We start from the raw sequence: 24085 nt of genomic DNA, 5'->3' as shown, positions 1-24085 counted from the left end.
ATCATATGAAATGGTATGGCAAATTATATATCGGTATGTTAATCACAGTGTTGTATATTCCAATATTATTTTAATGATTTATTCATTTAATTCAGCAGGCGATATGATCCATTTTGATCAATTTACATTAGCGCATTACCAGTCTCTATTTAAAAATGAAAGACTCATGGCAGTTATATTTAATACGGTAGCAGTTGCATTATTAGCAGCTTCAGTTGCCACTATGATTGGAACAATGGGTGCTATTGCGTTGTACCATTTACGTAACAAAAAATTAAAAATATCATTGTTAACTTTAAATAATGTATTAATGGTATCTTCAGATGTTGTTATTGGCGCTTCTTTTTTAATTATGTTTACAGCAATAGGTCATTTTACAGGGTTGGGGCTAGGCTTTATAACGGTGTTAGTATCTCATATTGCTTTTTGTATTCCTATTGTGGTTATTATTGTATTACCTAAATTACATGAAATGAATGTTTATATATTAGATGCAGCACGAGATCTTGGAGCAAGTGATTTCCAAGTTTTAAATAAAGTGATGTTACCATATTTATTTCCTTCAATAATTGGCGGTTTTTTCATGGCATTAACTTATTCAATAGATGATTTTACAGTAATTTTTTTGTTACAGGAAATGGATTTAGCGTATTGTCAGTAGACGTTTATGCTATGGCTCGGAAAGGTATAAGTATGGAAATCAATGCGATATCCACGATGCTCTTTATAACAATTATATCAGGTATATTAGGCTAATTTATAATGAGAAAATTATTTAAACGCAATAAGCAATTGAAACAGGTGATGTAGCAATGAAACGGTTTTTACAATTAATCATATTATCCGTTGCTATTGGATTATTGTGTCTTTTTTTAAGCCAAAAATTTACTGCCAAAAACCAATCGGGTACAGGTAAAAAAATTTATGTATATAACTGGGGAGAGTACATTGATCCTAAATTAATTAAAAATTTTCAAAAAGAAACAGGGATAAAAGTGGTATATGAGACTTTTGATTCTAATGAAGCGATGGAAGCAAAAATTCGTAATGGTGGTACCCACTATGATGTTGCTTTTCCCAGCGAATATACAGTACAAAAAATGAAAATTTGTTATTACCGTTAAATCATGAGAAAATACCCAATATAAAAAATTTAGATAAAGATTATATGAATATGCCATTTGACAAAGGTAATCGTTATTCAATTCCATACTTTTTTGGAACGGTCGGCATTTTGTATAATAAAGATGTTTACCCCGATGACGATTTTAGTTCATGGAAAAGTTTGTATCATACAAAATATAAAAATGACATATTGTTAATTGATGGTGCTAGAGAAATTATTGGTTTAAGTTTAAATAAATTAGGTTACAGTTTAAATGATACACAAACCCAACATTTAAAAAAGGCAGAGAATGACTTGAAGGTTTTAAGCCCTAATGTGAGAGGTGTTGTAGGCGATGAAATTTCGATGATGCTTGAACAGCACGAGGCAAATATAGCAGTGGTATGGAGCGGTGTAGCAGCATCTATCATACAAAATAATAGTGATTTTGACTATATTGTTCCAAAAGAAGGGCCCAATTTATGGTTTGATAACATGGTTATCCCTAAAACTGCACAAAACAAAGCAGGCGCACATCAATTCATTAATTTTATACTTAATACACAAAATAGTAAACAAAATACAGAATGGGTAGCCTACGCCACGCCAAATAAATCATCAAGAGATCAATTGCCAAACTATATAAAAAATGATGAACGATTTTATCCCTCAAAATCTGTACAAAGCCATTTAGAAATTTATAAAAATTTGGGTAAAGATACATTAAGTGAGTATAATGAGCGGTTTTTAAATTTTAAAATGTCGTTAAATTAAAACGTAGTATAGTAGTTATTTTATCGTTTATTCGATATAATAGTTTGATAAGTAGTATAAGGAGTTGTATAGAAATGTCAGGAGAACAATATACTCAAGTTAGGCGTCCAGTGAGTCGACTAGCAGAAAAAGTATTGGGTTGGTTGAGCTGGATATTCCTACTTTTATTAACTATAGTAACAATGTTTATTGCATTAGTCTCTTTTAGTAGTGAAAGCTCTATTCAAAATTTAGAAACATCATTAAATGGTAATGATTTTATTCAACAAATATTAACGAATAATGGATTAAATACAATTCAATTTGTCATTTGGTTACAAAATGGGATATGGGCTGTTATTGTATACTTTATTGTTTGCTTATTAATATCATTTTTAGCGTTAATTTCAATGAATATCAGAATTTTATCTGGTTTCTTATTTTTAATAGCTATGATTGTAACATTGCCTTTAGTACTATTGTTCGTGCCATTAATTATACCAATTCTCTTTTTAATAGTAGCAATCATGATGTTTGCACGTAAAGAGAAAGTAGAAACCATACCAACGTATTATACTGGTGGTTTCCAAGGCGGTTATAATGACCAAAGATATGAGCAAGAACCACAACCAGATCCAGAACCACAACCAGATCCAGAACCACAACCAGATCCAGAACCACAACCAAAATCTCAACCAAATCCACAATACAATGTACAACAAGAAACTTCTGACGTAGAACGACCATCAGATGATGAACATCAATTAAGAAGAGGTGGGTACAGTTCTGAAGTTGCAGATAAAGTAAATGCGGATGTAAATGCAACAGATGAAGAACCTCAAGTATTATCAAGACAAGCGAAATATAATTATAAATCTAAAAAACAACCAAATAATATAGAAGAAAATGCTCAAGACGATAATGAGGCGCAAGATTTTGCTAACCAACAATCTGAAGAAGAAGCTAGATATAGACAAGAAGCATTCGAAAAAGAACAACAGCGCAAACAAGAAGCATATGAAGAACAACAACGTCTTAAACAAGAACAAGCAGAAGAAGCTGCTAGATTGAAACAAGAGAAGGCAGAGGAAAAAGCTAGAATCAAACAAGAAAAGAAAGAACGTAAACAGCGTGAAAAGGAAAGACGTAAGCAACAACCGAGTGCAGTGAATCAACGAAGAATGAATTTTGAAGAGCGAAAAAAAATCACAACTCAACAATCTGAAGAAAAAGATATAAATGATCAAAATAAGTCGTCAGATAAAAATGAGCAATCTGAAGAAACAAATTCAGAAAATGAAAAGTAACAAAAACGACCGAGTGCAAATTATATTGTGCACTCGGCCTTTTTTATCCTAATTCTTGGAAAGTTTCAATTATTAAATAAATATTTAAAATACTTAAAATAATAATTAATAACCAAGAAATTGTGTTAATCCACATTTTATTTTTAAACTGTCCCATTAGATAGCGATTATTTGTAGCTAACTGTAATGGTATTAAAGAGAAGGGCAAAGCTAAACTTAAAAATACTTGTGAGAATATAAGCAATTGCTCTATTTTACCTTCGTCACTCTTGAAAATAACGATACAGAATATGATTGGTAAAATTGCAATTAGACGTGTTACAAGTCGACGCAACCAGTTTGGAATTTTTAAGTGTAAAAACCCTTCCATTACAATTTGTCCTGCCATTGTTCCAGTAATTGTAGAATTTTGACCAGAAGCAAGTAATGCAACTGCAAATAACGTGCTCATAATTGCGCCCATAGAAGCCCCTAATATAGGTTGATTTTGCAAGGCTTGATACAAATCATAAAAACCACCTAATTGATCACTGTTAACACCATAAAATAAAGCTGCGCCTAAAACTAATAATAAACAATTAATAACAAATGCTATTGAAAGTTGAATGTTTGAATCCATTGTAGCGTATTTAATTGCATGAGCCTTAGATTTCAAATTATTTCTATCATACATTCTTGACTGCACAATTGAAGAATGTAGATATAAATTATGTGGCATGATTGTAGCTCCAATAATACCAAGCGCAATAAATAAAGCGCCGTTATCAGTAATGATTGTTTTACTTGGTAAAAAACCGTTTAAAGCTTCACTTACATGAGGAGAAGCAATAAATACTTCAAATATAAATATAACTAATACAGTGAAAATTAAAGTACCGACAATAGCTTCAATTTTTCTGAAACCAAAACGCATAATAAAGAGTAATAAAAATACATCTAGTACAGTGATGAGTGCACCAACGAGTAAAGGGATTCCAAATAATAAATCTAACGCTATCGCACTACCAATAACTTCAGCAATATCGGTTGCAATAATTGCTAGCTCAGCAATAATCCAAAATACAAAAGATAGTGGTTTATTCAAGTAGTATTTTGTTGCTTGTGCTAAGTCCATACCTGTTGCTATTCCTAATCTTACTGTCATACTTTGAAGTAACATGGCTGATAGGCTAGAGAGTAAAATTACGAATAGCAAAATGTATCCAAATTGAGCACCGCCTTGCATTGAAGTGATCCAATTTCCTGGATCCATATACCCAACAGCCACTAATAGACCTGGCCCTAAATAAGATAATAATTTTTGGCTAAATTTGCCATTAGTATTGATAGAAACCGTATTGTTGATTTCTTCTAAACTTTTATTGTGCATTTTAATATTTTTAGACATTAAAAGACACCTCCTATATTCACAATTAATATTTTATAGGTTACTCCGAATTTTTTATTAGGTCAACCTAAAATAAAAGGTTTTTTGTCCCAAATTTTACTGTTTTTAACTTTATATTCAAAAATTAATATTTTGGTAATTAAGGGATGATACTTTGTGATTTTTAAATTTTAAAAAATTTGCTATGATGGTATTAATGAAATATTAGGAGGAAAAGTATGAATCGGAAAGCTGAAAAAATCCTTGCTTGGATTGCAAATGGTCTTAGTTTATTATTTTTAGTAATTATGATTTTAGGGCTAATTTTATTAAATTTCCCAGAATCTAAAGAAGCTTTAAATCAAATATATCAACAACAAGGCATGTCAGTATCTGCAGATGCGCTTAAAGCTTCAATAATAATGCAAGGTGGATTTTTATTATTTGCAACGATTCTAGGATTCTTAGGTGTCTTCACAATTAAAGGCAATAGGATTTTAGCAGGATGTCTTTTAGTTGCTGCTGCTTTAGTTAGTATTTTTACAGGTAATTTTATTGCACTTATACTTTGGATGATTGCGGGTATTATGTTATTAGTCAAAAAAGATAAAAAGAAACAACAATATAACCATGCAAGTTATCAAGAGCAACAGAGAAATAATGATAAAGATATTCAACAGCGTCAGAACAGTGACATGAACCCGGAAGATGAATTAAAAAAGAAAAAAGAGGATGATCCATATATATACTAAAATACCCTTTGGTAACAAAAGGATATACGTTTAAATGACTCCAGTATAAAACCAGGTTGAGATAGAAATAAAGGTCTCAACCTGGTTTTATATTATAGTTTTATTGATAGAATTTTAATAATTGTTCAAAAGTTTCTTCAAGAAAGTTTAAAAAGGCTTTATCGCTTTTTAATTCTCTTGCATCAGGTGTAAGTGTGCGTGCAACAAACAATTCACCCTTTTTAACTTTTTTGACACGATTAATGGCGCTTTGTATAGCCTCATCTGACATATCTTTTATGTATGTTTTTTCTTGAGACATATGGTCTAAACTCAAACTATAATCAGTAGGCAAATTTTTAAGTGTATCGAATTGTTCTTCAAATACTTTTACACGCTGTGCTTTATCTTTTGCTTCATGCATCACACCATACATAACAAAAAGTTGATTTTCAAAAAGACCGATTTGAAAATGGGGGATCATTTTATAACCACGATTATTTGTAGCAAAAGCAACCCAAGTATCTTTTGGCGGGTTAACGCTTCTTCTCGCATGTTTTGCAACGTGTGGATAGAATATTTCACCTGTTGCTGTCTCTAAATATTGGGAAAAATATTCACCAAGTTTGTTCAACTGTGGTCGAATATGTTCATTTAATGCTTCCATTCTTGCATTTAAGCCGTCAACTGCAAATGCTTTAAAATCTTGTGTTGTAAATGTATATTTAGTCATATTTAGCCTCCTGTTATTTATTTATTCGATTGTATTGTAGCATAACGTAGCACGTTAAACATTGCGTTTGGCTTGGATTGTAATATTTATATAAAATGCGTATCACGTGTACAAACCTATGAATTAGGGTAAAAAAATAGTATTATGAACTAGCATAAGATTACATATAATTATTTATTTTAATATATACTTCTATATCTTTTTAACCACATATTAAGGTATAATGATTCGCTAAAAAGGAGATGGAAACAATGACTGTTTATGAGTTTGCAAAAGGCCTTATATTAGAAGCAGGCATCAATGTAAAAAAAATCATGAAACAAGATATAGAAATTGAAACTAAGTCTAATCCTAATGATCTCGTAACAAATGTTGATAAAGCTACAGAAAAATATATTTTTGACAATGTTATGCAAACCTATCCAGAGCATCTAGTAATTGGTGAAGAAGGGCATGGCCATAATCTTAAAGATGAATCAGGCGTTGTATGGGTCATTGATCCGATTGATGGGACGTTGAATTTTGTGCATCAAAAGGAAAATTTTGCGATTTCTATCGGTGTATTTAATGACGGGAAGCCATATGCAGGTTTTGTGTTTGACGTGATGAATGATGTGCTATATCACGCGAAAGTAGGCGAAGGCGCTTATGAAAATGGTAATTTATTACCGTGTATTGAATCCAGTCCTTTAAACACTAGTGTAATAGGACTTAACCCAAATTGGCTTACAAAACCAAGATTAGAAGAAGTGTTCAAACCAATTGTAGAGGAGTCAAGAAGTGTGAGAGCATATGGTTCTGCAGCTTTAGAAATTATTTGTGTCGCTACAGGCAAGTTAGGTGGTTATATTACCCCCAGGTTACAACCTTGGGATTTCGCTGGAGGGTTAATTATATTGCAAGAGGTTGGTGGTATAGGAACTGATTTAATGGGGAACGCACTGTCTATTTATGAACCGAGCTCAATAGTAATGGCAAATCCACAATTACATGCAGAACTGTTAGAATTTCATTTTCAAAAAAATAATGGAATAATAGAGGCCTTGCAACAACGCTTAAAAAATAACAAATGAAAATAAAAAAGGCTGATAACATCATTGATGTTTCAGCCTCGAATATCATATGAACAACAATAGCTAGTAGTGCTGATACAAGAACTTTAGCGCTTGCACACTTTTTTCTAGTCATGCTTGCCGGGATAGGGCCACGAAATCATTCCGTAAAAGTATAATTTCTATCCCACTCCCTATAAAACACGTTATTTGTTTGGGCAACTATAGCCAATTATTTTCACGATATTTCTTTTTTAATGTGAAACCGCAACCAAATGTTGCAATGAACAGTATAAATGTTAAAATCATCATTGGAACATTTGTAGCAGCGATACTAAAGCTAAATAATAGTAAAAATACGATAGCAATTATAGCGAGTACCCAAAATATTGATTTAGATTTTTTTTGTTGCATCCCGACCACACCTTTATAGTTTTCTTTAATCAATTATATGATATAATAAAAAAGTTGCAAAGAAAAGTGGGAATTTACTCGAGAAAGGAAATAGTATAAAATGACTAATTTAAGAGAAGATGTTCGCAATATAGCCATCATCGCTCACGTTGACCATGGTAAAACAACATTAGTAGATGAATTATTAAAACAATCAGGAATTTTCCGTGAGAACGAGCATGTTGATGAAAGAGCAATGGATTCTAACGACATAGAAAGAGAACGAGGCATCACAATTCTTGCTAAAAATACAGCAATTAATTATAAAGATAACAGAATCAACATTTTAGATACACCAGGACACGCTGACTTCGGTGGAGAAGTGGAACGTATCATGAAAATGGTTGACGGCGTAATCTTAGTAGTAGATGCTTATGAAGGTACAATGCCACAAACACGTTTCGTATTGAAGAAAGCACTTGAACAAAATTTAAAACCTGTAGTTGTGGTAAATAAAATTGATAAACCAGAAGCTAGACCAGAAGGTGTAGTAGATGAAGTATTAGATTTATTTATCGAATTAGAAGCTAATGATGAACAATTAGATTTCCCCGTTGTTTATGCGTCAGCTGTTAACGGTACAGCAAGTTTAGATTCTGAAAAACAAGATGAGAATATGCAATCACTTTATGAAACAATTATTGACTATGTACCTGCACCTATTGATAACAGAGATGAACCATTACAATTCCAAATTGCATTGTTGGATTATAATGATTATGTTGGACGTATCGGTGTAGGACGTGTGTTCAGAGGAACGATGCGTGTTGGTGATAGTGTATCTTTATTAAAATTAGACGGCTCTGTGAAGAATTTCAGAGTATCTAAAATCTTTGGTTATTTCGGATTGAAACGCGAAGAAATTGAAGAAGCACATGCTGGAGATTTAATAGCTGTTTCAGGCATGGAAGATATTAACGTAGGCGAAACAGTGACGCCTTCTGATCATCAAGAAGCATTACCAGTACTTAGAATTGATGAGCCAACATTAGAAATGACATTTAAAGTTAATAATTCACCATTTGCTGGGCGTGAAGGTGATTTTGTAACATCTCGTCAAATCCAAGAACGTTTAGATGAACAATTAGAAACAGACGTGTCATTAAAAGTAACACAAACTGAATCACCAGATAGATGGATTGTCGCAGGACGTGGTGAATTACACTTATCAATTTTAATTGAAAATATGAGACGTGAAGGTTATGAATTACAAGTTTCTAAACCTCAAGTTATCTTGAGAGAGATTGATGGCGTCCAATGTGAACCATTTGAGCGTGTACAATGCGAAGTACCACAAGAATACACTGGTGCAGTTATCGAATCATTAGGTCAACGTAAAGGTGAAATGCTAGATATGGTTACGACTGACAATGGTTTAACGCGTATTATTTTCATGGTTCCAGCTCGTGGCTTAATTGGTTATACAACTGAATTTATGTCACAAACACATGGCTATGGTATTATTAACCATACATTTGAAGAGTTCAAACCTCGTGTTAAAGGACGTATTGGCGGCAGAAGAAATGGTGCGCTTGTTTCTATGGATAAAGGTCAAGCTAGTGCATACGCAATTATGGGCTTAGAAGATCGCGGTACAAACTTTATGGAACCAGGAACTGAAGTATACGAAGGTATGATTGTTGGTGAGCATAACCGTGAGAATGATTTAACAGTTAATATCACAAAAGAAAAACATCAAACTAACGTACGTTCAGCTACAAAAGACCAAACAGTAACAATGAAACGACCAAGAAAATTAACTTTAGAAGAAGCGTTACAATTTATTAATGATGATGAATTAGTAGAGGTTACTCCTCAAACGATCCGTATTAGAAAAACAATATTAGAAAAATCAGCTCGTGAGAAAGAAGCTAAACGCATCAAACAATTAATGCAAGAAGAAGACTAATAATTATATTGAAGACAGAAGCGGAACAGAAACCTATAATTCTTAAAAGATTTTAGTGTTTTGTTCTAATCCTGTTTTTATATTTGAGACAGTTCGACTCAAAAGTTTCTTATAATATAGAATTAATTAGAGTTTGTGATATAGTATATGTGTACAAAAAATGTCCCTTCATTTTAAAATGAAGGGACATTTTTTGTATTTAAATCGTGCTGATTTTGAGTATTACAATTCTGGAGCATAAACATCTCGGATAAAGCGTAAAACGCCAGTTTCTACTGAAATTATATAGAAATTGACGTTTTCTTTGTTGTTGTGAATTTTTGTAGCTCGTTGGACTACTATGTTTTTATTTAGCACTATTAAGATAAAATGGTATTCTCATTGGACCTTATTTATTTCTCGAACTGGTATTCGAGTGAAACGCCAAATAGCACTACTAACTCTAAAAGCTGGTTCTATATCCTTAGTTCGTTGACTGAAGCATTTTTAACTTCTAATTCTGAAAGATTTTGATTGATTTGAGAATTGAAATATTTTAAATTATAATTTTCCGATTGTATATCTATTAACGTTAGCTACTACTTTAATACCATCAATAAAAAATCTATGACAATTATATATAATTTGAATCATAGTATTGGTAACAACACGCCGATAGGGATAGCATGTGTGTTGAGATTATAGATCTAGGACATCTCTGAGACAAGCGAGCAAAACGATACGAAATAAAAATATAAAATGAGCCCCAAAAAGATCCCTAAGTCAAGCATTTTTTGGGGCTGCATTGTGGGATTTATATCCCAGCTTCATTAATCTACTTTTAAAAAGGCAATAATAAAATTAAGCAACACATAGCGTCGGTATAGTTTAACGATGATCGAAAGTCGTTTCTTGATTTCTTTGTTTCGGTGTATCTAGTCGACTTTTACATTCATCGCACATAAATGTATGCATTGGATCATTTCTTAACCTTTTAGCTTCTAATGTATTTCGATCAATAAATACCTCGGTATCACAAATAATACATTGAACTTTAATCAACTTAAATCACCTCAATATGAGTAACATACTTAAACTCATATGAATAACCTTGTTCTGGAATATAAACAAAACTATCTACAAAGTTATCGTCGTAAAGTCTTTTGCCATCACGCGCAAATTGGAAAAAAAGATACGGTAATAATTCCATCGGTACTTCAATTGAATCTTTATCATTAAATAAACGAATTGCTGTTGCGTTATCATACGGTTCCGCGTTTTTAAAAAATGGTGTCATATTAATTACAAATGAATTTTCTAAAACAGCTCTTTTTCTGTATTTTATTTCTGAATTTAGCGTTGGTGGATTTGTTTGTCCTTCGAGAATAGCGCGGTTCCATTCACGATTATCATTGAAATTGATTGGTTTTGTGCCATCAAATACGCCGCTTTCTAAATCTTCTAATTGAACTTTTCTATCGTCAAAAATCCAAGTCGTACTATCTAAAGTGATTGGAAATTTAACTTCACCCTTAATTTGAATCATAATCCCACTCCTAATGCATTTTAAATATTTTTAAATAAACGATACTACAAAAAGTATGTACATGCCTAAAAATGACATTTTTGTGAATTTAAAATCAATGAACAGCTAAGTTTAATTTTTACAAATCAAAAATTAAAAGTTGAAAAATTGTATTAAAGGCTTATGTCACAATGTTTTATGTACTTCGTTTTTAAATTAAATATATAACTGGTTTAAATATATCGCTGGTTATAATTTTATCACAAATAACTATGATTAGTATATTACTGAATTCTCTTGCTTTTTATTTATCAGTAAGATAAACTTTTACATATAAAGTTACTATTGATAGGGGGAATATGTCATGGTAAAGAGTCAAAAATTAAATAGTGCGGCATATGACCAATTAAATAAAGATGCGGATAGGATTCTTCAATTGATTAAAGTTCAAATGGATAATCTAACATTACCTCAGTGCCCATTATATGAAGAAGTTCTGGATACTCAAATGTTTGGTTTGCAAAAAGAAGTAGATTTTGCTGTAGAACTTGGGTTAGTTGACAGAGAAGCGGGCAAAGATTTAATGCTTCGTTTAGAGAAAGAATTATCTAAATTGCATGAAGCATTCACTAACGTTTAATTGGAATAAATATATTTAGTAAAGACTTAATTTATTTTTAGTAAATAGAACCTTATAAAAAATAAAGTAGTGAAATAAAACTACATAAATGATTTGGAGTGGCTAAGATATCAATATTTTATTGATTGTATCGTAGCCGCTTTTTTGTTTGATATTAAATGAGCTAAAATGATGATTTCAAAATATGAAATATTGCGTTACATTTGTTCGAAATATGCTTGTGTTATTTGATATAATGTTCAAGTACAATTAAATTTATAAATAACACCCATTTGTAATAGTTGAAGTATTGAAAGAAATTTTTATTAGCTTGTAAAGAATAAAAAATAGAATTGGATGATATGTCAAATGAATAACATAAAAAAATTTTTTCGATATATTGGTAAAAATGCTAAATATATTGATTATCCATTAGTAATTACATATTTATTGTTATGTCTCATTGGCTTAGTCATGGTATATAGTGCAAGTATGGTGGCAGCTACAAAAGGATCTTTAACTGGTGGCGTTTCAGTAGCAGGGACTTATTTTTATACTAGGCAGTTGATGTACGTAATCATGAGTATCATTCTCGTGTTTTTTATGGCCTTCGTGATGAATGTTAAATTGTTAGAAACAATTAGGTTTCAGAAATGGATGATGCTAGGCATTATTTTATTACTACTAGCCACGTTATTAGTAGGAAGTAATATTAATGGTTCAAAAAGTTGGCTTAATTTAGGCTTTATGAACTTACAGGCTTCAGAATTATTAAAAATCGCAATAATTATATATATACCGTATATGATAGAAAAGAAAAGACCAAGGGTATTTAAAGAGCCAAAAGTGATGCTGTCTCCGATTGTTTTAGCTGCTATTTGTATTGCACTTGTATTTTTACAACGCGACGTTGGTCAGACACTTTTAATACTAATTATTTTCTTTTCAATTTTATTTTACGCGGGTATTGGGGTTCATAAATCATTAAAATACGGATTAATCATAGCGACAGGTGTGGTCTTAATTGGTGGTTTATTTTTACTCATTGGCCTCGTCCCAGATTATTTAACAGCTCGGTTTAGTACACTGACAGACCCATTTAGCAATGAATCAGGCACAGGGTATCACATTTCTAATTCATTAATAGCAATTGGTAATGGAGGCTTGTTAGGTCGTGGTTTAGGTAATAGTATTATGAAATTAGGTTACCTACCTGAACCACACACAGATTTTATATTTTCAATAATTTGTGAAGAACTGGGACTTGTTGGCGGGCTTATCGTAATCTGCTTGTTATTCTTTATTGTTTATAGAGCGTTTGAACTCGCAAGTAAAACAAGTTCATATTTTTATAAACTTGTTTGTGTAGGGGTCGCAAGTTATATAGGAAGTCAAACTTTTGTTAATTTAGGTGGTATTTCAGGTACAATCCCGTTAACAGGGGTCCCATTACCTTTTATTAGTTTTGGTGGATCTTCCATGATAAGTTTGAGTATCGCGATGGGATTATTATTAATCACTGCTAAACAAATTAAAGTGGACGCGTATAAAAGAAAACAACAACGCAAACAGACTAAAAAATTTGATATCTCAAGTAGATATTAAAGATGGCTATAAAGGCAAACATTTCAACCTTAAATGGTTGAAAACGTTTGCTTTTTTTCAATTTGCTCATTTTAATTTTGAAAAACTTAGCGAATATAGTATGAATGATAATGTTTAGTTATTGTCAGTGATAACTTTATGTTATGTAATTGGTATGATATAATGTGTTTTAAATCCGATAGCTACTATGCTTTTGGTGAATAATTATATTAAAACTAATGGTATATTAATGAAAATCACATTATTAATTTTATTACTAAACAAAAAAGTGTTAAAAATGTTTTACTGTATACATAGTTCGTATTTTGCTATAATAAAATCTATATTAAACTTTTTAGAAAATTCAAAATTTAAGGGGGACCATGATTTGAAACAAATAAACAAACTACTAGTAGCCAATCGTGGGGAAATTGCAATAAGGATTTTTAGAGCAGCAACTGAGTTAAATATTAAAACGGTAGCAATTTATTCCAACGAAGACAAAGGCTCTTTACATAGATATAAAGCAGATGAATCTTACTTGGTAGGAAATGACTTAGGACCAGCAGAATCATACTTAGATATTGAACGTATTTTAGATGTTGCTAAACGCGCAGGTGTGGACGCGATCCATCCTGGTTATGGGTTCTTAAGTGAAAATGAAACATTTGCTAAACGGTGTCAGGAAGAAGGCATTAAATTTATTGGTCCACATGTAGAACATTTAGATATGTTTGGAGATAAAGTTAAAGCGAGAACAACGGCAATTAATGCTAATTTAAGTGTTATCCCAGGGACAGATGGACCGATTGACAACCAAGAGGATGCAGTCGCTTTTGCCAATGAAGCTGGTTACCCGTTGATGATCAAAGCAACGAGTGGTGGTGGCGGTAAAGGCATGCGTATTGTCCGTTCGGAAGATGAATTAGAAGATGCATTTCACCGTGCAAAATCCGAAGCAGAGAAATCATTTGGTAATAGCGAAGTTTATATTGAAAAATATATAGATAATCCAAAACACATTGAAGTACAAGTGATTGGTGATGAGCACGGAAATATAGTCCATTTATACGAGCGTGATTGTTCTGTACAAAGACGTCATCAAAAGGTCGTTGAAGTTGCACCTTCTGTCGCTTTACCTGATGATTTAAGAGAGCGTATTTGTGATGCTGCGATTCAATTAATGGAAAACATCAACTATGTTAACGCTGGTACTGTTGAATTTCTAGTTTCTGGAGAAGATTTCTATTTCATTGAAGTAAACCCACGTGTTCAAGTTGAGCATACGATTACTGAAATGGTAACAGGCGTAGATGTAGTTAAAACTCAAATTCTTGTAGCTGACGGTGAAAAGTTATTTGATGCAGAAATTGGTATGCCCCAACAAAAAGATATTAAAACACTAGGCTATGCTATCCAATGTCGTATCACCACGGAAGATCCAACTAACGATTTCATGCCAGACACAGGTAGAATTATTGCGTATCGTTCAAGTGGTGGTTTTGGTGTGAGGCTGGATGCTGGTGATGGATTCCAAGGTGCCGAAATCACGCCATATTATGATTCTTTACTAGTAAAATTATCTACACACGGTATGACATTTAAACAAGCAAACGAAAAAATGGATCGTTCATTGCAAGAAATGAGAATTCGTGGTGTAAAAACCAATGTCCCATTTTTAATTAACGTTATGCGAAATGCACAGTTTAAAACTGGCGATTATACAACCAAATTTATTGAAAGTACACCAGAATTATTTGATATTGAACCGACTTTAGATAGAGGGACAAAGACATTAGAATATATCGGTAATGTATCGATTAATGGATTTCCAAACGTTGAAAAACGACCGAAACCGGTATATGAAACATCACCTATTCCACAAGTGCCTAAAAAAGTAGTGGATAAGTTTGAAGGTACAAAACAATTATTGGATAGTAAGGGGCCTACAGCAGTTGCTCAATGGTTGAAAGAACAAGAAGACGTATTGATTACAGATACGACATTTAGAGATGCACATCAATCCTTACTGGCAACACGTGTTAGAACAAAAGATATGATGAATATTGCTTCTAAAACATCGGAAGTAATGAAAGATAGTTTTTCATTAGAAATGTGGGGCGGCGCCACGTTTGATGTCGCTTATAATTTCTTGAAAGAAAACCCATGGGAAAGATTAGAAAGATTAAGAAAGTCTATTCCAAATGTTTTATTCCAAATGTTGTTACGGGCTTCTAATGCAGTAGGGTATAAAAACTATCCAGATAACGTAATTAAAAAGTTCGTGAAAGAAAGTGCTGAAGCAGGTATAGATGTATTCCGAATTTTTGATTCATTAAACTGGGTAGACCAGATGAAAGTTGCTAACGAAGCAGTCCAAGAAGCAGGAAAAATTTCAGAGGGAACGATTTGTTATACGGGTGATTTCTTGGATCCAAATCGTTCTAATATATATACATTAGACTACTACGTTAATATGGCGAAAACGCTAGAATCTGAAGGTTTCCACATACTTGCTATTAAAGATATGGCTGGTTTATTAAAACCTAAAGCAGCATACGAATTAATCGGTGAATTAAAAGCAGCAGTTAATTTACCAATTCACTTACACACACATGATACAAGTGGTAACGGCCTTTTAACTTATAAAGAAGCTATAGATGCCGGTGTAGATGTTATAGATACAGCAATTGCATCAATGAGCGGTCTAACAAGTCAACCAAGTGGCAACTCGTTATATTATGCACTAAATGGATTTGGAAGAAGTATGCGTGCAGATATTGATGGCATGGAAGAGTTATCTCATTATTGGAGTACAGTACGTCAATATTATAGTGATTTTGAAAGTGATATTAAGTCACCAAATACAGAGATTTATCAACATGAAATGCCGGGCGGACAATATTCTAATTTACGTCAACAAGCCAAAAGTTTAGGGTTAGGTAATCGATTTAATGAAGTTAAAGACATGTATAAACGTGTCAATTTCTTATTTGGGGATATCGTTAAGGTTACACCATCATCAAAAGTAGTTGGAGATATGGCGTTGTATATGGTCCAAAACGATTTAGATGAACAAACTGTAATAAAAGATGGTTATAAATTAGATTTTCCTGAGTCGGTTGTTTCGTTCTTTAAAGGTGAAATTGGTCAGCCAGTAAACGGATTTAATAAAGAACTACAAAAAGTGATTTTGAAAGGACAGCAGCCATTAACTGACAGACCAGGTGAGTATTTAGAACCAGTCGACTTTGAAGCAATAAGGAAAGAATTAGAAGAAAAACAACAAAAAGAAGTCACTGAACAAGACATTATTAGTTATGTATTATATCCAAAAGTTTATGAACAATTTATTACGACACAAGAACAATATGGTAATGTGTCACTTTTAGATACACCAACATTCTTCTTCGGTATGAGAGCAAATGAAACCGTAGAAATTGAGATAGACACTGGTAAACGATTGATTATTACGCTTAAAACAATTACTGAACCTGATGAAAAAGGGGTTCGTACAATATTTTACGATATGAATGGTCAAGCGAGACGTATTTTCATACAGGATGAAAATGTAAAAGCAAACGCAAGTGTTAAACCTAAAGCTGACAAATTAAATCCAAATCATATTGGCGCACAAATGCCTGGGTCAGTAACAGAAGTTAAAATTTCAGAAGGGGAGTCTGTAACAAGTGGACAAGCCTTATTAATCACAGAAGCAATGAAAATGGAAACAACGATACAAGCGCCATTTGATGGTGTGGTTAAGAAAGTAACCGTTCAAAATGGAGAAGCGATCGAAACTGGAGATTTATTAATAGAAATTGAAAAAGAACCAGTAGATTAAATAAGAATTAATCAAATAAAAAATGTGAGTATGACTAAAATCAAACATATACTCGTTGCATTCCTTGCATAGACATCATTTATTTTTATAATTAGAAAATACTGATTTATAGTTAATGAGTGACTTAATTGGAACGCTTCATACTGTCAACAAAGCCTTTGACTTTGTTGACAGTTTTTTATGCGCACTTTTTCGCGGGTAATGTATTATCTTATAGTCTTTGCTTAGTACTTTCTCACAAAAATCAGGCGAAACTACTGTTATTTTTAAAAAATAGCATATTATATAGATTATACAGTAGTGGCGTTTGTATGTTGAATAAATCAATGAATATTGAGACTAAATGCTCAATACGCATGCTATTCCTACAACGTGTCACAATCAATACTATGTTTTAGACTAATATCATTATCATAAGTTTTTACTAAAAATAAGACACTTTCATATAATTCAATAAACTTCACTAAACTAAATTAACGGGGCGTATTATATCTGAGGTGAGAACATGACTCAACTTTCGCTACTAATTGAACTCAAGTATCAATCACTAATCATGATATATGGCGTCAATCATAGATCATTTTAATAGCATGTCTTTCATTACATATTATTTTTGTTTCTTAAAGGTAAGGTTAAAAAATATAAAAGTAATCTTTTCAATACACAGAATTTGAAATACGATAAATTTATTTATCTAAAACACAAAAGAGTCGACTTTAAAAGTTATGTAAATCGAGAAGATAAATATGAATTTAAGAGAAATTTTAAATGATATGCATATGGCAATTGTTCATGGAAAATTTAATTTATGAAAACTGGATTAAAAACGAATAAGGTTAAACGAAAATTTAGTTTTATCTTAGTAGCGCTGGATATGAGAAAAATAAGAGCTCAACGAGATGCAAAATTACACAAAAACAAAGAAAACGTCAATTTCTATATGATTTCAATAGAAATTGACGTTTGTTTCTAGTTGGAGCTACCTATGTCTTCAACACTTATTTAAGGTTATTCATTTCATTTATTTAGCACTTCGAATTGTTCGTAACATCAATACAATAAAGTATGCAATCAAGCCAAACAACAGTGTGATAAATAAAGCATGTAGTAAAGCAACCAATAAATTGACTTCAGTAATAATAGATAAAGCTCCTGTAATTACTTGTAAAATAATTAAAATAAAGGCAGCAGTATAACCGAATCGAATGGTACGATTCTCTTTATAATTATTAATTGCATGAATAAATGTAATTAATATCCATATAAACGCAATTAAAGCCATGCCTCGGTGCGTAAAGTTTACCCAATCTTGCACATTATGAGGTATTAAATCATTAAACGGTAGAGGCCATTGTCCATAAGCTAAACTTGCTTCTTTATGTCTAACTAAGGCACCAGTATAAATTGTTAGATAAACAATGACAGCCATTATCCATGTATAAATTCTTAGAGGCTTACGAATAAATAATTCATCAGCTTCATATTTATGGTCTACTTCAAAGATGATTAAAGTTAAGACAAATACTGAAGAGAACGAAATTAATGAAATACCAAAATGTAATGCAAGAACATAAGCATTTTGTTGCCACATTACCGCAGCTGCACCAACAAGTGCTTGTATGAGTAAGAAACCAACACTGATGATACATAAAGGTTTAACTTCCTTGATGTAACCGAGGTGTTTCCAAGCTACGATTACTAGCCATAAAACAATAATTAAAGATAATCCAGATACAGCGCGATGGCTTAGTTCAATTATCGTTTGTATAGGTAAATTTTGTGGTAAGAAAGCGCCATGACATAATGGCCAGTCTGAACCACAACCATCTGCTGAACCAGTTTTGGTTACTAAAGCTCCTCCGAGTTGTACAAATGCCATAATTATGGCTGCTAACACAGATAACCATTTAAGGTTTTTTTTGTTAAACAAGAATTAACCCCCCACATATAAATAAAACTCAAATAAGAGATGGAATAGAGTTGAAGTGAAAGTTAAGCACAATATTTCACTATTATTCATAATCTCTTGAAATTGATTTCTTTCTTTTTAAATAAAACTTAATTATCATTATAACAAGAAATGCACTTCTAATTGTGTCACAAAAATGACTATTTGTGAATGTCGATAAAGTGTCACAAATAACTTTATATAAATGTAGTCAATGACCATAAATTGATATATCATTGTATTATATGGAAAAATTAGGAGGGAAATTATGAACAAAGAACAAACTTTGTCGCATAATTCTAGCCGTGTAACTTTTAAAGAGTTACAACAAATTATTAAAATGGGGCTAGTTCAAGGTAATTTAATACCAGCTTTTGCTGGTTCATGGCTTGCAATTGTGTTGGCAAATCATTCCTTCCTCTCGTCAATACCACAGATTTTAATGATGTTGGTAGGCTCGACGTTAATTATGGGGGGCGCTTGCGCTTTAAATAATTACTATGATCAAGATATTGACAGTATCATGCCAAGCAAACAACAAAGACCAACGGTGAACGAAAGAATTTCAAATAGAAATTTATTATTACTTAGTTTTGGAATGATGCTCGTAGGGGAAGCATTTTTATTTGCTTTAAATGTGCCATCAGGCGTAATTGGATTACTAGGTATTGTTGGATATGTATCATTTTATTCCATTTGGTCTAAGCGCCATACGGTTTGGAACACAGTAATCGGGAGTTTCCCTGGTGCCGTTCCGCCATTAATTGGTTGGACAGCAATAGAAGGTAATATTAGCATGGTCGCAGTTGCATTATTTTTAGTTATTTTCTGTTGGCAACCGATACATTTCTATGCTTTAGCGATTAAGCGTAAAGATGAATATAGCATGGCTCATATTCCAATGCTTCCTTCTGTTAAAGGGTTTAAACGGACAAGAGTCAGTATGTTTATTTGGCTCGTATTTTTATTGCCATTACCATTATTATTAAGTAATCTTGGTACAACATTTATTATATTGGCCTCACTATTGAATCTTGGTTGGCTATATTTAGGTTTAACAAGCTTTAAAAAAGATTCAGACCAAACAAAATGGGCTACAAAAATGTTTATCTACTCTTTAAATTATTTAGTAGTATTTTTTGTACTCGTTGTTGTTGTCTCGTTAATAAAAATGTTCTAATAAATAAAAATAAGGATGGAATGTATGAATTTACCAATCTTACCTACAATCAGCACAAGTTTTATAGTTATTAGTGCGATCCTTGTTGCAATAGGATGGCGTAAAATTTGGAAGAGAAAAATCGAAAGCCATAAAAAAGTGATGTTAACGGCAGCTTTTTTTGCACTTGCGTTCTTTATTATCTATGCTTCAAGAACAATATTTATTGGGAATACTGCTTTTGGTGGTCCAGATTCTATTAAGATTTATTATACAATCTTTTTAATCTTCCATATTAATTTGGCCACAATTGGTGGTATCTTGGGTCTTGTACAAATTATAACTGCTTTCAAAGAGAAATTTAAAATTCATAGATTTGTAGGACCAATTGCATCAATTATTTGGTTTTTCACCGCAATCACTGGTGTAGCGGTATATATGCTACTTTACGTTTTATATCCAGGCGGAGAAACAACGTCGTTACTTAAAGCAACTTTTGGGTTATAAAGCATACTATATTAAGCGTTAGTTATTCGGGAATAAAAGAGTTTGGACTTAGTCATCCATACTCATAATAAGAGGGGACAGGATAGAAATCATACTTTTCTAGAATAATTTTGTTATCCTACTCTGATAAATACAAGTATGGTTAAAAGTGCAGAGCTTAGGCTAAAAGGTTATCTGGCACGAGATTATATATAAGTCTCATTAGCATTAAAATTATTACACGAGTTAAATACTTGGATAAGTATTACTAGTTCTTTATTGTATATACCATATTTGTGGCCGAGACATCATTGATGTCTCGGCTTTTTTTAGGTTATGAGATTTTATTTGAACATTAACTTAAGGCGTCAGTTTCAATTTAGTTAATATTTTATTCTCATAAAAGGTGTTGGTAAGACGGGTTAAAGGATAGTAATCCTTCATACAAAACAGAAATAATGAGTGTCAATAACCCCTTAAGATAAATACCGTTTTAAACGCTTAGCAGTTAAAGAGTCATCGATACTTAATAAACCATAAGGAATTACCTTGATATAGTAATTCACCGCCCTTATGGCCTGAATATAGCCCAATAACAATAATCCAATCTGGTTTAGTCATCATTATTAAATTATGTTCAGTAATAACTACAGTATTATTTTACCCAATTAAATGATCAAAGCAAGCTAAAATAATAGGAACACCTACTGAAATGTTTTTTAAGTTATTTTTTGCCCCATATATACGAGTCATTGATATATGCATCGCTCCTTAGTGAGCACTACACCTAAGGTTTGGTTGTGTATCATTTAATACCTAAATATTGAAAGTTGGTTCAATTCATTGTAAAGAGATTATTACAAAAGGAGAAATTTATGGAGATGCCTTGCTTGAATCAATCATAAACATGTACAATGAACCAAAGAATACTATAGGTGGATGAGCGATGAAAAAACTAATAATTAAAGTTATTGGTGTATTGTTATTAATTTGTTTTATAATTTATTTATTTTACTCACCGCGTTTAAAATTTGATGTTTTGGAAAATCCGAATAAGGACACGCCAAAAACAACTCAAAATAAAGATTTTCAAAAGCAAAAAACGACAAGTGAAAATCCAAAACTTGAAAAAGGTGTAGGTACATGGGTGGGACAAGATTTACATAGTTTAACTGACAAATATGGACAAGCAGATAGGGTTTATTCATATAAAAAAGGTTTTAAAAACTACGTATTTAAACAAAAAGATCAATATTATCTGGTGACGACTAGAAAAAACAAAATAAAATCTGTTTATGCAACTGGTAAAAACGCTAGCGTTAATCCAGTGGAAATTGGAGACAAAGCTTCTAATGTATTTGAAAAATTCAGTATAAATCCAGAACCAACAATCAAAGTAGATGGCAAAGCATATGAATTAGAGCTTTCTGATGCAGATATGAAAACACAGACGCTTATCAAATTTAATGACGTTTATGCTCAAATCTATATTGACCAACAAGACAATGAAATTGTCGGTGTACGCTATTTAGATAGTGAGGCATTAATGGCGTTTAAACCATACCAAATGATCACTGCAAAAGAAGATAAAAAAGTGAAAAATAATTATAAAGAAATACCTTATGAACAAAATGCTAATCAATTGATGACATTATATGAAATAACAAATGAAATGAGAGCATTAAAAGATGCAAAAACTTTAAAAGTTAATAATGATTTAGCACATATTGCTTCATATAACTTGTACGAAGCAATCGACACTGATAGTGTAGAATTTACAGAAGAAGCATTAAAACAGAAACTTGATGAACAAAATATATCTTTCGTTTCGACAAGTCAAAATGTTGGTTATGATTTCAATGAAGTGCCAACATTAATTCACAGTTGGTTAAATTCAGATATTCATAGATCGAGAATGTTAAATTCCAAATACAATGAAATGGGCGGCGAAGTATCTAATGGTTACTATACGATTATTTTCATTGAAGATAAGTAAGGAGTGTCACTATGATAACAGAAGAAACATTGACTGTACTTGATGATATCGAGAGTTTAAGTGATAAAATACTTGACTCACGTTTATATCAAGCATTCAAATTAGCTGAGAAGTATTTAATGGAAAATGATGAGGCTCATTTACTATACCAAGCTTTTTTAAAATCAAAAGAAGCATACGATGAAATTATGAGGTTTGGGAAATATCATCCGGACTATCAAAAAGTTATGTTAGAAACACGTAAACGTAAACGTGCTTATGAAATGTTGCCAGTCGTTATGGACTATAAACAAAAAGAAGTAGCGTTACAAGATTTAATTGATGAAGTCATCGTTAAAATTGCGTATGCAGTATCTGAAAATGTAAAAATTGAAACAGGAAATCCGTTTTTCCAAAAAGATGCGAGTGGTTGTGCTACAGGTGGTTCTTGTAGCTGTTCTTTGTAAACGTAAGACATTGTGTATCTATTAATGACGATAAAAGCTGGGAAACCAAACAGGTAACCCAGCTTTTATATAATTTATTTTAGTATGTGTTTTTAAAACGTTCTGCTAAATCCGGTCTGTCAGTGACTAAAGTGTGAGCGCCGTTTACGATTAAATCATTCATTAAATCTAAATTGTTAATGCCATAATATCCAGGTACAATATTTCGTTCATTTAACCAGCTAATAAATTTAGGAGAAGTCAATTTGATACCTTTGAATGTGACTGGCATTTGGAAGGTATGGGCTTGTGGTTGGAACATATTACCAAGACCTAAACTGAATTTTAAGAAACCTTCAGCAACTTCATTTTGGCTTGCACCTATAGCAATTGTGTCGTTACTTCCTTTTTTAAAACGTTTCACTTGTTCACTATGAAAACTAGTAACTAAAACACGATTTTGCGCATTATTTCTAACAATTATGTCATAAATGATGTGAGGTACAAGCTTGCCTTCGCTACTTTGTGGCATATCTTTAAGGTCTACATTGACGAGTGAGTTTGGATATGATTTTAGCAACTCATCAAATGTTAAGACCTTGGCACTTAAATGATTACGATAGGGCTTTAAACCATTCACATCTGTAAAATGGTAACCAGCATCCAATTGTTTTAACTCATCTAAAGTATGTTCTGCTACTTTTCCTGAACCATTTGTAGTACGATCAATTTCTGCATCATGAAAAACGATCAGTTGTTGATCTTTGGTTAATCTAACATCAATTTCAAATCCATCAATTTTATGGTTAATCGCGTTATCAAATGCAAGTTTGGTATGTTCTGGCATAACTGCCATGCCACCACGATGCGCAAATATATAAGGCGCCGGTTTAGAGAAGAAGGAAGGGACTGCCTGATTATTTGGCATACCTTTATATTTAGAAACGAAAATAGCACTGCCGACTAAACCAACTGTAGCTAAAAACGCACCTTTAATTAATTTATTAAATGTTGTCATGCGCAAATCCTCCTTGGTTTAAGTATATTAAGTAATATAGCAAATGTTAGCTTTACTTCAAAATAATTGTTATTTATTAATTGAATTAGTCGT

The 24085-nt window shown here is 32.1% G+C and carries 18 protein-coding genes and 3 pseudogenes; 14 read left to right on the top strand and 7 right to left on the bottom strand.

Annotated features, from left to right (window positions below; all coding sequences use genetic code 11):
- Positions 1-5: 5 nt before the first annotated feature.
- From IEU88_RS12420 to auxB, 3 genes and pseudogenes are all read left to right on the top strand, one after another.
- Positions 6-756, top strand: a pseudogene (locus IEU88_RS12420) (ABC transporter permease).
- A 56-nt stretch (positions 757-812) separates the two neighbouring features.
- Positions 813-1879 (top strand): annotated as a pseudogene (locus IEU88_RS12415) (ABC transporter substrate-binding protein).
- Positions 1880-1953: 74 nt separating this feature from the next.
- On the top strand, positions 1954-3165 hold the full coding sequence (auxB, locus tag IEU88_RS12410; RefSeq protein ID WP_103372889.1) for a lipoteichoic acid stability factor AuxB: 1212 nt from the start codon (positions 1954-1956) through the stop codon (positions 3163-3165).
- A gap of 43 nt (positions 3166-3208) precedes the next feature.
- Here the strand turns inward: auxB and IEU88_RS12405 are convergent, their stop codons facing one another.
- On the bottom strand, positions 3209-4552 hold the full coding sequence (locus IEU88_RS12405) for an Nramp family divalent metal transporter (protein ID WP_096810393.1): 1344 nt from the start codon (positions 4550-4552) through the stop codon (positions 3209-3211).
- Between the two features lie 218 nt (positions 4553-4770).
- On the opposite strand from IEU88_RS12405, the gene IEU88_RS12400 reads away from it, so the two are divergent.
- On the top strand, positions 4771-5283 hold the full coding sequence (locus IEU88_RS12400) for a DUF4064 domain-containing protein (RefSeq protein ID WP_103372888.1): 513 nt from the start codon (positions 4771-4773) through the stop codon (positions 5281-5283).
- 100 nt (positions 5284-5383) lie between these two features.
- Here IEU88_RS12400 and IEU88_RS12395 read toward each other — a convergent pair whose 3' ends face one another.
- Positions 5384-5995, bottom strand: a complete 612-nt coding sequence (locus IEU88_RS12395) for a YktB family protein (RefSeq protein ID WP_103372887.1) — start codon at positions 5993-5995, stop codon at positions 5384-5386.
- A 251-nt stretch (positions 5996-6246) separates the two neighbouring features.
- On the opposite strand from IEU88_RS12395, the gene IEU88_RS12390 reads away from it, so the two are divergent.
- On the top strand, positions 6247-7068 hold the full coding sequence (locus IEU88_RS12390; RefSeq protein WP_103372886.1) for an inositol monophosphatase family protein: 822 nt from the start codon (positions 6247-6249) through the stop codon (positions 7066-7068).
- Between the two features lie 201 nt (positions 7069-7269).
- On the opposite strand, the gene IEU88_RS12385 is transcribed toward IEU88_RS12390, so the two are convergent.
- Entirely contained in the window at positions 7270-7461 is a 192-nt protein-coding gene (locus IEU88_RS12385) for a DUF5325 family protein (RefSeq protein ID WP_096810389.1), read from the bottom strand.
- Between the two features lie 100 nt (positions 7462-7561).
- On the opposite strand from IEU88_RS12385, the gene typA reads away from it, so the two are divergent.
- Positions 7562-9409, top strand: coding sequence for a translational GTPase TypA (typA, locus tag IEU88_RS12380; protein WP_096810388.1), 1848 nt, complete (start codon positions 7562-7564; stop codon positions 9407-9409).
- An 867-nt stretch (positions 9410-10276) separates the two neighbouring features.
- Here the strand turns inward: typA and IEU88_RS12375 are convergent.
- Complete coding sequence (locus IEU88_RS12375) at positions 10277-10450, bottom strand: DUF2197 domain-containing protein (protein WP_096810387.1); 174 nt, start codon at positions 10448-10450, stop codon at positions 10277-10279.
- 1 nt (position 10451) lies between these two features.
- The gene (locus tag IEU88_RS12370; RefSeq protein ID WP_103372885.1) at positions 10452-10934 is read right to left on the bottom strand and encodes a hypothetical protein; all 483 of its coding nucleotides are present in this window, start codon (positions 10932-10934) and stop codon (positions 10452-10454) included.
- Between the two features lie 343 nt (positions 10935-11277).
- Between IEU88_RS12370 and IEU88_RS12365 the strand changes: the two genes are divergently transcribed.
- The 4 genes and pseudogenes from IEU88_RS12365 to IEU88_RS13895 all read left to right on the top strand — a co-directional run.
- Positions 11278-11553, top strand: a complete 276-nt coding sequence (locus tag IEU88_RS12365) for an Fpa/YlaN family protein (RefSeq protein ID WP_096810385.1) — start codon at positions 11278-11280, stop codon at positions 11551-11553.
- A gap of 348 nt (positions 11554-11901) precedes the next feature.
- Complete coding sequence (gene ftsW, locus IEU88_RS12360; RefSeq protein WP_103373728.1) at positions 11902-13137, top strand: cell division peptidoglycan polymerase FtsW; 1236 nt, start codon at positions 11902-11904, stop codon at positions 13135-13137.
- Between the two features lie 367 nt (positions 13138-13504).
- Positions 13505-16960 (top strand): pyruvate carboxylase, encoded by a 3456-nt coding sequence (locus IEU88_RS12355; protein WP_103373053.1) that lies wholly within the window; start codon positions 13505-13507, stop codon positions 16958-16960.
- Positions 16961-17517: 557 nt separating this feature from the next.
- Positions 17518-17729: pseudogene (locus tag IEU88_RS13895) on the top strand (IS5/IS1182 family transposase); the annotation flags it as partial.
- Positions 17730-17981: 252 nt separating this feature from the next.
- On the opposite strand, the gene IEU88_RS12350 reads toward IEU88_RS13895, so the two are convergent.
- Positions 17982-18890, bottom strand: a complete 909-nt coding sequence (locus IEU88_RS12350; protein WP_096810382.1) for a COX15/CtaA family protein — start codon at positions 18888-18890, stop codon at positions 17982-17984.
- 286 nt (positions 18891-19176) lie between these two features.
- Here IEU88_RS12350 and cyoE point away from each other — a divergent pair, with 286 nt between their 5' ends.
- The 4 genes from cyoE to IEU88_RS12330 all read left to right on the top strand — a co-directional run bounded on the left by cyoE (position 19177) and on the right by IEU88_RS12330 (position 22995).
- Positions 19177-20088 (top strand): heme o synthase, encoded by a 912-nt coding sequence (gene cyoE / locus IEU88_RS12345; RefSeq protein ID WP_096810381.1) that lies wholly within the window; start codon positions 19177-19179, stop codon positions 20086-20088.
- A 24-nt stretch (positions 20089-20112) separates the two neighbouring features.
- Positions 20113-20574: a DUF420 domain-containing protein gene (locus IEU88_RS12340; RefSeq protein ID WP_096810380.1), complete on the top strand. Its 462-nt coding sequence runs from the start codon at positions 20113-20115 to the stop codon at positions 20572-20574.
- 925 nt (positions 20575-21499) lie between these two features.
- The gene (locus IEU88_RS12335) at positions 21500-22549 is read left to right on the top strand and encodes a CAP-associated domain-containing protein (protein WP_096810379.1); all 1050 of its coding nucleotides are present in this window, start codon (positions 21500-21502) and stop codon (positions 22547-22549) included.
- A gap of 11 nt (positions 22550-22560) precedes the next feature.
- Entirely contained in the window at positions 22561-22995 is a 435-nt protein-coding gene (locus tag IEU88_RS12330) for a YlbF/YmcA family competence regulator (RefSeq protein ID WP_096810378.1), read from the top strand.
- 79 nt (positions 22996-23074) lie between these two features.
- On the opposite strand, the gene IEU88_RS12325 is transcribed toward IEU88_RS12330, so the two are convergent.
- On the bottom strand, positions 23075-23992 hold the full coding sequence (locus IEU88_RS12325) for a lysophosphatidylglycerol phospholipase D (protein ID WP_096810377.1): 918 nt from the start codon (positions 23990-23992) through the stop codon (positions 23075-23077).
- Between the last annotated feature and the right edge of the window lie 93 nt (positions 23993-24085).

Source organism: Staphylococcus nepalensis, assembly GCF_014635045.1.
Classification (GTDB): Bacteria; Bacillota; Bacilli; order Staphylococcales; family Staphylococcaceae; genus Staphylococcus; species Staphylococcus nepalensis.
This window is presented reverse-complemented; position numbering and strand designations above follow the sequence as displayed.